Annotated in this window: 11 protein-coding genes; 8 read left to right on the forward strand and 3 right to left on the reverse strand. The window is 47.8% G+C overall.

All coding sequences use genetic code 11. The features are described 5' to 3' along the window. Window positions 1–276 precede the first annotated feature (276 nt). The 4 genes from B2X65_RS01875 to B2X65_RS01890 all read left to right on the forward strand — a co-directional run bounded on the left by B2X65_RS01875 (window position 277) and on the right by B2X65_RS01890 (window position 4,181). Entirely contained in the window at window positions 277–1,257 is a 981-nt protein-coding gene (locus B2X65_RS01875) for a hypothetical protein (protein WP_290610214.1), read from the forward strand. A gap of 339 nt (window positions 1,258–1,596) precedes the next feature. Further along, window positions 1,597–2,001, forward strand: coding sequence for a DUF6088 family protein (locus B2X65_RS01880; protein ID WP_290610215.1), 405 nt, complete (start codon window positions 1,597–1,599; stop codon window positions 1,999–2,001). Further along, entirely contained in the window at window positions 1,982–2,974 is a 993-nt protein-coding gene (locus B2X65_RS01885) for a nucleotidyl transferase AbiEii/AbiGii toxin family protein (RefSeq protein WP_290610216.1), read from the forward strand. The genes B2X65_RS01880 and B2X65_RS01885 overlap by 20 nt, the downstream gene beginning before the upstream one ends. Window positions 2,975–3,260: 286 nt before the next feature. Further along, a complete protein-coding gene (locus B2X65_RS01890) occupies window positions 3,261–4,181 on the forward strand; it encodes a M14 family metallopeptidase (RefSeq protein ID WP_290610218.1) in 921 nt (306 codons plus the stop codon). A 46-nt stretch (window positions 4,182–4,227) separates the two neighbouring features. Here the strand turns inward: B2X65_RS01890 and B2X65_RS01895 are convergent, their stop codons facing one another. Together B2X65_RS01895 and B2X65_RS01900 are read right to left on the reverse strand one after the other, a co-directional pair. Beyond that, on the reverse strand, window positions 4,228–4,758 hold the full coding sequence (locus B2X65_RS01895; protein WP_290610220.1) for a PepSY-associated TM helix domain-containing protein: 531 nt from the start codon (window positions 4,756–4,758) through the stop codon (window positions 4,228–4,230). 71 nt (window positions 4,759–4,829) lie between these two features. Continuing rightward, window positions 4,830–6,686: a TonB-dependent receptor domain-containing protein gene (locus tag B2X65_RS01900; RefSeq protein WP_290610221.1), complete on the reverse strand. Its 1,857-nt coding sequence runs from the start codon at window positions 6,684–6,686 to the stop codon at window positions 4,830–4,832. 262 nt (window positions 6,687–6,948) lie between these two features. On the opposite strand from B2X65_RS01900, the gene B2X65_RS01905 reads away from it, so the two are divergent. Beyond that, complete coding sequence (locus B2X65_RS01905; protein ID WP_290610222.1) at window positions 6,949–10,269, forward strand: VPS10 domain-containing protein; 3,321 nt, start codon at window positions 6,949–6,951, stop codon at window positions 10,267–10,269. A gap of 53 nt (window positions 10,270–10,322) precedes the next feature. Here B2X65_RS01905 and B2X65_RS01910 read toward each other — a convergent pair whose 3' ends face one another. Then, complete coding sequence (locus B2X65_RS01910) at window positions 10,323–13,331, reverse strand: diguanylate cyclase (RefSeq protein ID WP_290610224.1); 3,009 nt, start codon at window positions 13,329–13,331, stop codon at window positions 10,323–10,325. Window positions 13,332–13,510: 179 nt separating this feature from the next. Between B2X65_RS01910 and B2X65_RS01915 the strand changes: the two genes are divergently transcribed. The 3 genes from B2X65_RS01915 (at window position 13,511) to rpoZ (ending at window position 15,025) form a co-directional block, all read left to right on the forward strand. Beyond that, on the forward strand, window positions 13,511–13,987 hold the full coding sequence (locus B2X65_RS01915; protein ID WP_290610226.1) for a DUF4442 domain-containing protein: 477 nt from the start codon (window positions 13,511–13,513) through the stop codon (window positions 13,985–13,987). 81 nt (window positions 13,988–14,068) lie between these two features. Next, a complete protein-coding gene (gene gmk, locus B2X65_RS01920; protein ID WP_290610228.1) occupies window positions 14,069–14,701 on the forward strand; it encodes a guanylate kinase in 633 nt (210 codons plus the stop codon). A gap of 48 nt (window positions 14,702–14,749) precedes the next feature. Next, window positions 14,750–15,025, forward strand: coding sequence for a DNA-directed RNA polymerase subunit omega (rpoZ, locus tag B2X65_RS01925; RefSeq protein ID WP_290610230.1), 276 nt, complete (start codon window positions 14,750–14,752; stop codon window positions 15,023–15,025). Window positions 15,026–15,055: the final 30 nt, after the last annotated feature.

Genomic DNA, 15,055 nt, shown 5'->3' on the forward strand with positions numbered 1-15,055 from the left:
GTCTACTGATCATGGGTAACTCGGCAATAAAACGCCAAATACTAAATAGGAAAAACCATGCAATGAACTCTGAAGTTAGATATATTTATTAAGTATCAATGTGTTAATGCACTTGCATTACATGTAATGCTTCTTAATTATTTACTTCTAGATTGCTATTAAACGCACTAAAAATATCTCTAAAAATTCGTCTAAAAATGTTACTAAATATTTGACTTGAAATTTTGCTTCAGAATTAGATAATGCGTACCTTAAATATTAACAATGAAGATGTCCATGGATCACAATGAGAATACCTACTCCAGCAATTACCGTCCGGCACGAGAACACGTAGAAATCGAGATTAGCTCGAAGAAGCAGTGTTATTGGCTTTTCACTTACTTGCTACGTCGCAGATGGTTTGAGCAACAACATCACGTTTCACAACGCTTCCCAGTGTTAAAAGACTGTGATCACCTTGAAATTGAACAACTGGTGAAAAATACGTTTAGCTGGCGCAGTCAACTGACCATAGTGGATCGAATGACTGCTGATCTTTACCAAAAAATTGTTCATCAGTACCTTGTCTCAAAAATTGATGACAACGATATATCCTGGATCGATACAACTTACGATCGCGTTGTAAATGCTTGTTGGTTTAAAGTGCGTTTACACGAAGAGTTGAAATACGAAAATAATCAGTCGCCCACAAGAAAGATAATTTATCCAATAACACCTATAGAGCAGACACCAGTTTCAACCAAATCTAGGCGTAAAACGATAAAAGACTTCTTCCATTTCTGGGAAGAAAGTGCAGTAGAAAAAATTAGATTTATTAATTATTTAAAAGATTTCTCTAATTCTCTTTCTCGTGAAGATAATTTATCAAAATGGCTTTCAGTTGATAACTTCACGCAGCACGAATGGGCCGCAAACTATTTGATTGAGCAGCGTGATTTCCCTTATAGCGCACTTATTCAGTCAATAAATCCTGCACAGTTGTATAGTAATATCATCGCTTCTGTAGACTGTTGGGCGATGCAACCAGATCAAAAAACGCTGTTTTTAATTAGAATTAAAAAAGCATGGGCAACTCAAAAGCATCGTCTTAGCCGACAAGATAAAAAATCATATAATTTTGTCATGAGTAAATCTGTATCAAAAAAGCTTGATAAATTAGCCATAAGTAACGAGTTATCTAAAAGTGAGTTGGTGGAGAAGCTAATAACCGATGAACTAAAGCGCCACTACAGTAACGGCGGAAAGTCCAGTGAGTAAAGTGGTGAGTAACAAAGAGAAAATCGTCCTGATTTAACAATCCTGGTAACCATAAATATGGTGTTACTGAACCGGTTAACCGACCTAAAGTCAAACCGGTTAAACAACTGGACTTAGACACAGTGGAAGGTCAGCGCCTGGTTCACGCTGAGACGCAGCGTATTTTATTGAAACACCAAAATACTTTTAAACGCCTGGCTTCGCTTTAGTTTCCAGCAAAACACTCTAATCGCCCCTTCAAAATTACTGGACGAATCAGAGTATAAATGTCGTATTTTTGCATTTGATAAATGTCGTATTTTTGCATATGCTATGACCATTATTCGCAGGAGGTATCAGATGACGATACTAGACAGACTACAAACCAGAGTGAAGCGCGCTAAGCGTTCTGTTTTCCTGCGTTCTGATTTTACTGATATCGCTGATTATGATCAGGTTGGCCGTGGACTCAGAAGCCTGGTGCAAGAGGGCTTGCTGCTGAAAATTGGCTATGGCCTCTATGCGCGCGCTAGGGTCAACCGCATAACTGGTCAGTTAATGCCTGACAATCCTGCGGGTAACGATGGGGTGCTGATTGAGGCGATGGAAAGGTTAGGTGTTGACTATCAGCTAGATAGTTTGTCTCTTAAAAGTTTGTCGGGCGAAAGCACCCAAATTCCGGCAAGTGTCAAAATTATTCCAAAGAGTTCGCGCTTTACCCGCAAGATTGCGGTAGGGAAACAGCGTGTCAACGAAATTCGATAGCTCACTTTTTGTAGATGTTGCCAATGCCTTAGGACTTGGCAACCCTGCTATTGTTGAAAAAGACTATTATGTCGTGCAACTGCTGCAGCACATATCCACGCTTGAATTTGAGTATCACCAAATCGTGTTCTCTGGCGGAACAGCACTGGCAAAGTCAGCTATCAAAACGTATCGCATGTCTGAAGATATTGATCTGAAGCTCGTCCCCAGGCCAGCCTTTTCTGAACTTGCATCTAAAAATGCGAAGAGAAATGCACGCAAGGTTGCTAAACAGCTGGTTGAAGCAACACTGGGGCAAAGTAAGATGTTCTCTGTTGAGACATCACCTACCGTGCTAGATGAATACAGATACTTTAGCTTCGATATCCGGTACCCACAGGAATACCAGCAAGCACCCTGCCTTCGCCCATTTATCAAGTTAGAATTTATCGAATCTGAATTGCTTAGTGTGGCTGAGGCCCGGAGTATCCAGTCTATTTACGCGAAAATGTTAAACTCTGATATCGAGATTAAGCAGTTGTCTTGTGCTGTTATTCTTGAGACTCAGGCAGAAAAGTTACTTTCAATGATGCGAAGGACTGCCAGTGTTGCCCGCAATAACGCACGTGATGATGATGAAACTTTAGTCAGGCATATCTACGATACTTACCATATTCAGCTTGCCCAACCTTCAGATATCAATCAACTCGGCGCACTGGTAGCAAAGTCCATAAGAATCGATGTTGAGCGATATGGTAATCAACATCCACAGATGGTTGACTCCCCCATAGACGAATTGCGCTTTGGGTTGCAACTCTTAATAGATGACCCAAAGTTCATTCAGCGATATAACAGTTATGTTAGCCCCATGGTGTATGCCGACAACCCTGTTCAGTGGCAAGACGCATTGGCGGTTTTTGTGAAGTTGGCTAATGACGTATTGGATTATGTAGAGCAACAATTTGATGACCCGCTTTCGAATGTAAGCAGTTAATGAGTATTTAAAGCGAACAAAAAGTGGTGGGTAAAATGGTGAGTAAAATCAGAAATATGATAGACCAAAAAACACCAACCATTTGATTACTATATATATTAAAAAACAAATCAATTAACAAATCCAGAATATTGAATAAATCAACTTATTGAAGAGTGGTCTCGCCTGCGGTGTTTGTATCAGCTGCCATCTTTTTCCATGTCACGCTCACCGCATATAGCATTCTTACCTATACGTACCGATGCTATAATTTTTTATCTGATTATTATGAGCGGAATATCATTTCATGGATAAAATTTATCATATTGGCACCGCAGGCCAGCCGTGGGGCGCAGCAGAAAAAGCACAATGGCTCGCTGAGCAAAGTATTAAGCGCAGTGTGTTTACCGAGGTATACCCGGAAATTGAGGCATTAAAAACAGATTTTGATATTGAGCAGTATGGTGAACTGGACTACCAGGCTGTCAGCGATAAGTGTTATCCCTTGTATGCGGTTAAAAGCCGTAACTGGCAAGGCACTAAACCCACCGTGCTGATTACCGGTGGTGTGCATGGTTATGAAACCAGTGGTGTGCATGGCGCGCTGCGTTTTTTACACACCAAAGCGAAAGCTTACGCTAAACAGCTAAATATTCTGGTTTTACCCTGTATCAGCCCCTGGGGCTATGAAACCATTAACCGCTGGAACCCACAGGCAATTGACCCAAACCGTAGTTTTGGCCAAGCCGGCACGGCTAGTGAAGCACAGCAAGTGCGTAATTACTTAGCCAGTCTGGATACTCACTTTACGCTGCATATTGATTTGCATGAAACGACTGACAGTGACAACAGCGAGTTTCGCCCGGCGAAAGCAGCCCAAGATGGTACTGTTAACCACAACTGGAATATCCCCGATGGCTATTACACCGTAGACGATGCAGAGCATCCGTGCCCCGCACTGCAAAAGGCAATTATCGACAGCGTTGCAAAAGTCACTCATATTGCCGAACCCGATCAGGATGGTAAATTAATTGGCGAGCCAACCCAGCAGCCCGGAGTAATTAATTATGCCAAAGCAACGCTAGGCTTATGCGCCAGCGTAACAGAGGCCTTACTGGTCAGCACTACAGAAGTATACCCGGACAGCCCGAGCGCTACGCCAGAGCAGTGTATTGAGGCCCAGGTAGCCGCCATAACCGGGGCACTGGAATATTTACTCGCACAGTGATCAACGTCAGCAGACGCTGCCCGCCTGAAACGCGCCGGCAGCTAGCTTACGACCGAAGTGAACGGGAATGGCGTTTTTTTAGTTTGCTGCTTAACGTGGTATACAGCAATACTGTGCCACTGCACCACATCAGAAACAGCAAAATGCCGGCGGGTAAAAACAGCCAAAGCTTTGCTGATTCTGCGAACCAACTGCCATCATGGATCGATTCAATAATATCGGAACGGCGGTATGCTACGTGCAAAACTTCACCCGTATGGGCATCAATTTGCATTTCCCAGCGGTTGCTGGCCACCACTTTCATAACGCCTTTGTCGGGCCGCACATCAATACGATCAATCTGCTGCCATTCGCTTACATCAAGTTCTGGCACAGACTGAGCAATCAGCAATACTTGCTGAAAACTCATACTTGGCGATGCACTGGTACCGGTCATGGTCGGCGGCTGCACCCAGTCAAATTGCTTTTTAACTTGCAACAGAATGCCACTGCCAAACACAATCAGTGACGGAATGATAATTGCCAAAGCAAACCATAAATGAAACTGGCGGCTAAGCTGACGTAATTTAGGATTCACTGCTATGGCCCTTTTTAATAAAAATAACGCGTTATCGGTGGTATTAAAGCATCCTACGGAAAACTGAGTATCTAAAAATGATACTCGGTACTGAACACCCACTGCCGGCCTCGGGCAGGCGGCGCAAGGTCGTCCCGGGATGTCACATAGTAGGCATCAGTAATATTGGTAACATTTAGTGACAGCTGCCATGCCGGTGACAACGCATAGTTGTAACCCATACTAAGTGAATTAACACGGTTTGTCGGCAGCTCCCCCGGTACACTGTCATCAGATGCACTGCGATGCGTCAATGCAACAAATCCCTCACTTTTACCTGCATAGATTGAAAGCGACATTCTGTGCTGTGCTGGCACAATATCCGCAATGAGCTTACCGGCATTATCTTCCCCCGTCAGCCATTGGCCGCCTAGTTTTAACTCAGCAGCAAGACCGGCAGCAGAAAACGTATGGCTCAGTTGATAGTTCACACCAGCAATTTTCGCCCGATCAAGGTTTCTATATTGTTGCAGGCTGGGCGACAGGGTAATTTGCTCGATATAATGACTAATGTTGTGCTGGAATACTGATAGATAAAACGCTGACGACAGTGCTTTATAATGCAGTGATACATCGACATTGTTGGCTTGCTCTGAACGCAAATCCGGATCACCTAACACCTGCCCCCTGGGTGTTTCTCCACGGTAAAAACGCTCAGTCAGACTGGGTACCCGATAGCCGTGACTCAAATAGCCTGATAGTGCCCAGCTAGGTGATAGCGCATGACGATACCCTATAAAGGCACTAACGCTGCTGTCTTGTTCACTACTGCTTATTAAATCAGTTCTTAAATTACTGCTTTGCGTGGTTGAGGACAGCCGCGTCCCTGCCGCCAGCATGCCTGACGATACCTTTTTGGTCGCATCTGCTGCGCCATAAAGCTCCCATTGCTGCGCATCCAGAATGCGCTGGTCAGATACAGAGGGCGCGGCAGCGGATATGGCCTCCCGCTCATTAACTTGTACGCCAAGCCGGGCGTCGACACCTGTACGCCAGTGGATAGCCCAGTCTCCTGCAGCCGAAAGCGCCAGGGAGTTGCTAATATGCATGCCGGTATTCAGCGCATTGCTTTCAAGCGCATTAAATCGCCGTGATGGACGGGTAATATGAGTCGTCAGTTGCGAATTGTGGGCATATACCGTAGCGTTGTGCCAGTTAAAAACGACTTTTGCCAGCGCATGCTCATTTGTCGGGTAAAGGGTGAAACGGCTGGACGGATCATCAGCGCTCGCCTTAGCAACATTATTTGCTCCAGAATATAGCAATAACGCATCGCGAACCTTGTCTTGTGCAGATTGTTTGCGCAGAACCAGACTATGTTGTTCAAACCGATCCTGGATTGGGTTTGAATTGCCATCTTTACTGTTATTAGCATGTTGATGATTCACCATCCAACTGACATTGCTGGCCGCATGTTCGCCGCTAACCAGCACTTCGCGGTAGTTGTTATTCGTCCCGTATCGTAACAGCAAGCCCGGTGATTGCGGCACACGCAAGCTAAAGTCGATGCTACCGCCAATCGCACCAGCGCCCAGCTGAGTTGACGCGACTGCCGGGTAGACCCTCGCCTGCGCCACCATAGAGGGCGGCAAAAATTCCGCCGCACTGCCGGCACGACGCTCAGTGTGAATTGGAATGCCTTCTACCAGCGTTTGCACCCGCCAGCGTGCTGAGCCGCGAATATTAACGCTTTGCAACAGCCCGCCCTGCCCGCTCAGGTTAACCATCGGTAGGTCCTGTAGCAAAGAGGCCAGACTATCGGTGCTAATGTGTGTGCGGTCGATGCTATTGCTTACCGACAGCAGCTCGGTCGCCGCATGCTGAACATTGGGCGCGCGGCCAATCACTTCGATCCTTAAAATATCTTCCACCTTGTCTGCGTCTTCCACATTATCTGCATAAACCTGTGCAGCACAAAGGTAACAAGGTATGACTAAAAAACAACAAAGAAGTCTGGGCATGGAGCAGGCTTTTAATTATGCAACAACAATGACTATGCTTAACTCAGCAGTATAAACAAGTCATCAGTATGCGGTATGTTTTCTGCCGCATATTTCGGCTTGGTTAACGAAAAGCCATTGAACAGCTAGGTTATTCGCTTTAATCAGGTTAATGCTAAATAAATAATGATAAATACAATTCGGGGATCCTATGAATTTTCTCTATAAAGCCTTTTTGGTCAGCACCTTGTGTGTGTCCAGCGCGGTATGCCTGGCTGCAGAAGAGTCCGACGAAGCGGCATTCAGTAAAAAGACGTTTAAAGCATTAGAATTTCGTAACATTGGCCCGGCTTATATGTCGGGACGTATTGCCGATATAGCCGTTGATCAAACAAACCCATCTACCTGGTACACTGCCGTTGGTTCAGGCGGTGTCTGGAAAACCACCAATGCCGGCACCACCTGGACACCCATTTTTGACGAAGAGTCGGTTTACTCCACCGGTGACGTCACTATAGATCCCTCTAACCCTAATATCATCTGGCTGGGGACAGGTGAAAACAGCGGCGGGCGACACATTAGTTTTGGCGATGGCGTTTACAAGTCACTGGATGGCGGTAAAACCTGGGAAAATATGGGGCTTAAAAACTCTGAGCGCATTTCAGATATTGTCATTCACCCACAAAATTCAGATATCGTCTGGGTGTCAGCGCAAGGCCCGTTGTGGTCCAAGGGCGGTGAGCGGGGCTTATATAAAACCGTTGATGGCGGTAAGAACTGGACACAAGTATTAGAGCCTGCAGACGAGTGGACTGGCGTTACCTCATTGCAGCTTGACCCGCGTAACCCCGATAAATTGTATGCCGCGACCTGGTCACGCCAGCGTACCGTTGCCAGCTACGTGGGTACCGGTGAAGCTGCCGGCATTCACACCTCTGATGACGGTGGCAACAGCTGGACCAAACTTAAAACGGGTTTACCTGAAGGTAATATGGGTAAAATTGGTTTGGCCATTTCGCCCATGCAACCCGACGTATTGTACGCAACAATAGAAACCGATAATCGCAAAGGCGGCTTTTACCGTTCTGAAAATCGCGGTGCGAGCTGGCAGCGTGTGTCTGATGAAGTAGGTGGCGGCACCGGCCCGCATTACTATCAGGAAATATTCGCCGACCCGCATCAGTTTGATCGTGTTTATATCGCCAGTAATTACAGCAAAGTCTCTGACGATGGCGGTAAAAGCTGGACGCCGATTAACACCAAACGCAAACATGTAGATGATCATGCCATGGCGTTTCATCCGACCGATGCCGATTTTGTGCTGATGGGTTCTGATGGTGGCATTTATATGTCACATGACCGCATGGCGAACTGGCGTTATATCGCCAACCTGCCGCTTACCCAGTTTTACAAAATTGCCGTAGACGATGCTAAACCGTTTTACACGGTTTATGGTGGCACCCAGGATAACTCAACCCAGGGCGGACCTTCGCAAACGAATCGAAGTGAAGGCATTAAAAATAAAGACTGGTTTTTAACCCTTGGCGGTGATGGCCACCAGCCAGCTATTGAGCCTGGCAACCCCAATATCATGTACTCGCAGTGGCAACAGGGCAATCTGGCCCGGCGGGATTTAAAAACCAAAGAAAACGTCTACATTAAGCCGCAACCTCGTCCGGGTGAGCCGGCCGAAAGGTATAACTGGGATGCACCAATCAATGTGTCAGCGCACGATCCAAAAAGGCTGTATTTCGCGTCACAACGTGTCTGGCGCTCTGATGACCGCGGAGATAGCTGGGTAGCGGTGTCTGCTGACCTGACCAAAAACGGCAACCGGATGCACATGCCGGTTATGGGCCGCACCTGGTCGGTAGAGGCTGGTTGGGACATCTATGCCATGTCCGAGTATCACACTATAGCCAATTTTGCTGAAAGCCCGGTTGATCAGAACACTTTATGGGTAGGTACCGATGACGGTCTGCTTCAGGTAACCACCGACGGCGGCAAAAACTGGAAAAAGATTGAGCTGGACGATATCAAAGGTGTGCCTGCAACCGCCTATGTTAACGATATTCGTGCCGATTTATTCGACCCTAATACCGTTTATGTCGCTTTAGATAACCACAAATACGGTGATTTTAAACCTTATTTAATCAAATCTACCGATTTGGGCCGTAAGTGGACATCACTGGCGGGCAGCCTGCCAGAGAAACACCTGGTGTGGCGTATTGTGCAAGATCATGTCAACAAAGACCTGATGTTTATCGGCACAGAGTTTGGCGTATTTTTTACCGTCGATGGCGGCAAAGAATGGCTGGAACTGGAAGGCGGCATGCCAACGATTTCTAGCCGTGATATACAAATTCAGCGCCGTGAGAACGATTTAGTCGCCGGCACCTTTGGTCGCGGTATCTATATTCTGGACGACTATTCACCGCTGCGCGCCTTAACCCCTAAGGCTATGGAACAGGCTGCGCTGCTGTTCGCGCCTAGCCGACCAGTAAAATGGTTTATGCTCGATGATAACCATAGTGAAACAGATGGCGATGATCGGTTTGTTGCTGAAAACCCGCAGCACGGTGCAACTCTAACCTACTATCTGAAAGACAGCCTCCTAACCGATCAGGAGAAACGGCAGGAAGCTGAGAAAAAAATGGTGAAGGATGAAAAGTATCCTAAATATCCAGAGTGGGAAGCCATTGAAGCTGAGAATGACGCTGCCAAACCGGCGGTGTATGTCGAGATTACCGATAGCCAAAATCAGGTAATAAACCGAGTTACTGGCGATACCAAAAAAGGCCTGCATCGCCTGACCTGGGATATGACGTATGCACCGCAAAGTGCCGTTATCAGTGTCAAGGAAGAGGATGAGCAAAACGAAGGCTTTATGGCGCCACCAGGCACCTATACTGCCACCTTATATCAGCGCGTCGGCAGCCAAATCTCGCAACTGGCCGCCCCGGTTGCGCTGACGCTTGAAGCTATTTACGAGCCGACACTACAAGGGCCGTCATCATCGCAGACGATTGCCTTTACTCAGCAGTTAATCGCAGCAGACAGACGCTTGTCTTCGGTTGAAGCCGTTCTCAAAGACTTGAGCAACACTCTGAAGCTGGTCCGTGAGGCCATAAGCCATACCCCCGGGGACATTGTTAAGCTGGAGCAGCAATACGCCGCTATAGCCGATGAACTAAACGCGATTTCAACCGAGATGTACGGCTTAGAATCGCGTGAAAGAATGGGTATTAAACCGGCTAATATTGTCAGCAGACTGCAGTATGCTATGTCTGCTTCATGGTCGTCGTATGGCCCAACCACCCAACACAAAGAGCAACTCGGGTTTGCACTCAGCGCCCTGAATAACGCCAGCTCGCGCATTCAAACCCTGCAAAGTTCGGCGTTGCCTGCCTTGCAAAATGCCATTGTTGACGCTGGCGGCCCCTGGACTCCAGGCATTAACGTAATCGCTGAATCACAGCGTGAATTTGGGTTGCTCCTGTCAGCTACAGTGACAGGAGCAAATTCGCGATAAATCCCAACCAAATCTGACTCTATTGCCAAGCCCGCATACTGCGGGCTTTCTGATCATGCCAGCTGTTTACCCCGGTTGGCCAGCAACCATTTCCTGTCCAGCAACTCGTCAAGGTCTGCTTTCACATCAACACTGCTTAAGCTGCCAGGCGCCATTGGGCCCGCTTGCAGCAGCATATAGTCTGCCCGGCCAGAATTTTTAATTTTGTACAGGGCAGCATCCGCTAAGTACAAACTGTATTGCCAGTCCCAGTCAGTTGGCTGAATTATGGCGCCGATAGAACAGGTAATCGTCACAGGAGCACCTAATTGTTGCTGCCAGGGATAGCTATGCACCAACTGTTGCAGGCGTTCAATATAATGTTGTACCTCGCTGCTTTGTTCCAGCACCAGCAAAAACTCTTCACCTCCCCAACGGATTAAATGATCATTACTGCGGCTGTGCTGCTGCAAAATTGCGGCAAAATGTTTTAAAACACTGTCGCCCAGTTGATGACCGTATTGATCGTTAATTCGTTTAAAGTAATCTAAATCCAGCAAAATCCAGGTCAGTGGCTGCTGATTGCGCTGAGCCCGGGCCAGCATGGCATCAATATTTACATCCAGATAATGTCGGTTATGCAATTCAGTTAAGGCATCCTGCATACTCATTTGCTGCAGTTTCTGATTCGCCAGATACAATTCCTGTGTGCGCTGCGTAACCTGGCGGCTTAACTCTTCACGCGCATTAGCCAGCGACGCTAACCGTAAACGATATACCAGCCAGAACGACATGATAAGCAATGCCAGTAACAGTAAACGCGCCGTTATGGTTTCATACCAATAAGGTTTCAGCACAATATCCATCGCAGCGGCATCACTCCAGCGATAATCACCGGCAACCTTTACCTGCACCTGAAACCGATACTTTCCCGGCGGTAAATTGGTGTAAAACGCTTCACGCCGGCTACCGGCGGCAATCCAGTCCTGCTCATAGCCTTCAAGTTTATAACGGGTCTCAATAGAAGACGCCTGATAATAATAGGGTGCACTAAAACGGAAGTGCCAGTCACGTTGCTCGGGCGATAAGATGGCAGAACTTCCATCAAATTGCTTATTTAGCGCCGTCAGGCTTTCTATTACCGGGATAGGTACTGCAGCATAGCTATTTAACCGATCTAAGCGCAGGGCAATAATACCGTCGAGGGTTGGGAACCATAACCGGCCCTGGTGCACCACGCCCTTGTTACTGCCAGCCCCATTACAACAACGATGAGAGTCTGTCGCAGCCTCAGGCTGACGATCGTCAACCAGCATATACAACTTACTTACTTTTCCTTGCAGCAGCGCCGGATAATCCAGACGGTAAAACCCTTCAAAATTACTGATCACCAGTTTGTCGTTAACCAGGGAGGCATGCATAACCCCATTACCCGGCAATCCACTTTGTTGGTTAAAGTGTTGCCAGTTACCTGGTTGTCCCAGTAAAAATCCCTGATCGAAACTGCCCACCAGCATATTACCATCAGCAAATTCTGCCAGCACCGAGATAAACTTACCCGCCAGCGGCATATCAAGCACCGGCGCAAAAAGTCCCTCACTGCTTCGCAAATATAAGCCTGACTCGGTACCAACCCACAGCCGGCCTTTACTGTCCGGCAATAATGCTCTGATACTCACTTCAGTTAATGGCGCGGCCAGCCCCTGCTGGCTAAGTTCGCCCTGCTCTATGTGATACAGACCGCCATTGCTGCCGACCCAAATTCGCTGCTGCTCTTCCGCAAGCGTGGTGATCAATAAATGGGCGGTTTCTGGATAATTTTTCTGCCAGGCCAGCGTATTACTATCCAGCACAGCTAACCCGGCCCTTGTGCCGACCCACAACTTATCCTGCTGCTCTAGCATACTGTAAACGAAAGGGCTGGGTAATTTCTGGTCCCACAACTTATCCTGCTGCTCTAGCATACTGTAAACGAAAGGGCTGGGTAATTTCTGGTTAGCCAGCAATGGCTGGTACTGACCGTCTTTTAACAAGGCCATGCCCTGGCTGGTGCCTACCATCAAGTGGCGCTGCCACGGCAATACTGCCCAACTGTAAGGATCGGGCAATCCCTCAGCGGTACTGTACCGTTCAGTAAGGGCTGAACGCAGGCGTATTACGCCATGGGCGCGGCTACCCATACAGATATTCTGATGCTGGTCTTCTAACATGCTCTCGACCCAGCTAAAGGGTTGGCCCGGGATGCCCGGCAGCGGCACCTCAGTCACCTGGCCGGACTGAATCTGATACAATCCTTCAACCGTAGACAGCCATACCTGACGCTGTTTATCCAGATACAGCAACTCAATACGACTTTTCGGCGATGCGTCGGGTAACGTCATTGCTTGCCAGCGCCCCTGCTGCCAGCGATAAAGGCCATTGTTGGTGCCGATATAAACCGTATTGCTATTGACCACCAGCTCCGTGACCTGAATAGCCTCAGCGGCATCAGGTGCCGGGTACCAGCGATACTGTTCTGACTGGTAGCGGGCAAAACCATCCTGGCCACCTATCCATAAAATATCGTCCTGTGAATACAACTGAAACACCGCCGTCCGATGCTCGGCTACTTCAACTAACTGATTGTTCTGCCATTGATATAACTGGTTGGCGCCAATAAAAAAACGGCCATCGGATAATTCTGCAAAGCTGCTGATCATACCCAGTTTTAAGGAGGCGGTATCCACCGCGGTAAACTCGCCATTGGCAAAATAACTTAAGCCATTGACGGTGCCAATCCACAGCCGTTTATTGCTGTCCAGATATAAGCTAGTGACTAAATTGGATAATAGTTGTGGGGTGTTGGCAGTATTAAACACGGTAAACTGATGGCCATCAAACCGTGCCAGACCACCCTGAGTACCCAGCCAGATATAGCCCTGCTCATCTTGCGCCATGGCGGTAACCGACACTTGCGGCAGCCCGGCTTCGACCGACCAGCCACGGTACAAGGTGGAGGGATTACCCTGAATACCTGGCATAGCCTGCACGCAGACAGCCAACAGCATCGAACACAACATTGCCATAGCAACATATCTGACCACGCCATTGGCTCCTTGCTTTGTTTACACTTTGATAATAGCGGTTACCTTACTAAAAAGCCGGTGCCAATTTTGATAAAAAACAGACGAATGGCAGATATTTCGCTCTTAGCGGTCAGGTTGCACTATTGGTCTTACCAGTGCTAAGCTCGATAGATTGTCCGAAACTGAAAAGGCTTATCATGTCTTTGTTCAAAGCTAACCTGGGTTTACGGTTTTTTGCCTGGCGCTATATTCCGTTAATTGGCTTCTGTTCACCTAAAATTGTCCGGATGGACGACAGCACGCTGGAAGTGACCATGCCGCACAGCTGGCGCACCAAAAACCACTTAGGCAGTGTTTATTTTGGCGCTTTAGCTATCGGCGCCGATCTCGCCGGGGCTTTTCTGGTCTTTTCTAAAGCCAAAGCGCGCGGCATCAATGCCAATTTTGCCTTTAAAGATGTGCAAGGGCAGTTCTTAAAGCGCCCGGAAGCCAAAGTTCACTTTACCAGTGAAGACGGTGGCATCATCGACCAAATGCTGGACGAGTCTCTGGCCAGCGGCGAGCGGGTTAACAAGCCGGTAAAGGTAACCGTTACCTGCCCCAGCCTGCACGGTAGTGAGCCGATGGCTACGTTTACCCTGACGCTATCTGTTAAAGCCAAAGTAAAACGTTAACGGCACTGTTTGCACCCAGGCAGCGTACAGTCTAAAATTGCGCTTTAATTGTCTGGCCCGTGGCCGCAGTCGAGTGTAGCAATGCAAGAACTCAGTGGTAACCTGTTTATTGTCTCTGCCCCCAGTGGTGCGGGTAAATCATCCCTTATCAACGCCTTGTTAAAAAACCACCCTGACATGCAAGTCAGCGTGTCGCATACCACCCGCCAGCCAAGGCCCGGTGAGATAGACGGAGTTCACTATCACTTTATCAGCGTTGAGCAGTTTAAACAGCGTATAGTCGAAAACGAATTTTTAGAGTGGGCTGAGGTTTTTGGCAATTTCTACGGTACCTCTCGCAGCGCTATTGTTGCCAACCTGAGCCAGGGTATTGATGTATTTCTGGATATCGACTGGCAGGGAGCCCGGCAAATTCGGCAGCAGGCACCGGGCACGCTGGGCATTTTTATTTTGCCGCCCAGCATGGCCGCACTGCAGCAACGTTTAGTGCAACGGGGTCAGGACAGCGATGAGGTTATTGCCAAAAGAATGGCTCAGGCACAAAGCGAAATGCAACACGCCGACGAGTACGAGTACCTGATTATCAATGATGATTTTGAGCAGGCATTACGTGAACTCAATCACATCGTTTTAAGCCAGCGCAACAGCTTACCATCGCAGCAAAGCCGGCATCGCCTGTTGATGCAACAACTGTTGGCGAAACCAGCAAAATAGCGTAAACTATGCGGTCTTGTAATATACCTGAACACTCCGGAGTGGCGAATGGCTCGCGTAACAGTTGAAGATGCAGTAGATAAAATTGGTAACCGTTTCGATTTAATTCTGGTTGCGGCCCGTCGTGCCCGCCAACTGGCAGTTGAAGGCAAAGAGTCTATGGTCGATCGCGAAAACGATAAGCCCACTGTGGTTGCTCTGCGCGAAATTGAACAAGGCTTTATTACCAACAGCATTCTTGATGAACAGGAAAAACGCGACCAGATGCAGCAAGAAGCTACTGAAATGGCCGCCGTCGCCGCAATTATCGGTTCTGATCAGTAAAAACCTGCCAAACATTGCCAGCGGCGCTTT

This window comes from Arsukibacterium sp. UBA3155 (assembly GCA_002364615.1).
Lineage (GTDB): Bacteria > Pseudomonadota > Gammaproteobacteria > Enterobacterales > Alteromonadaceae > Alishewanella.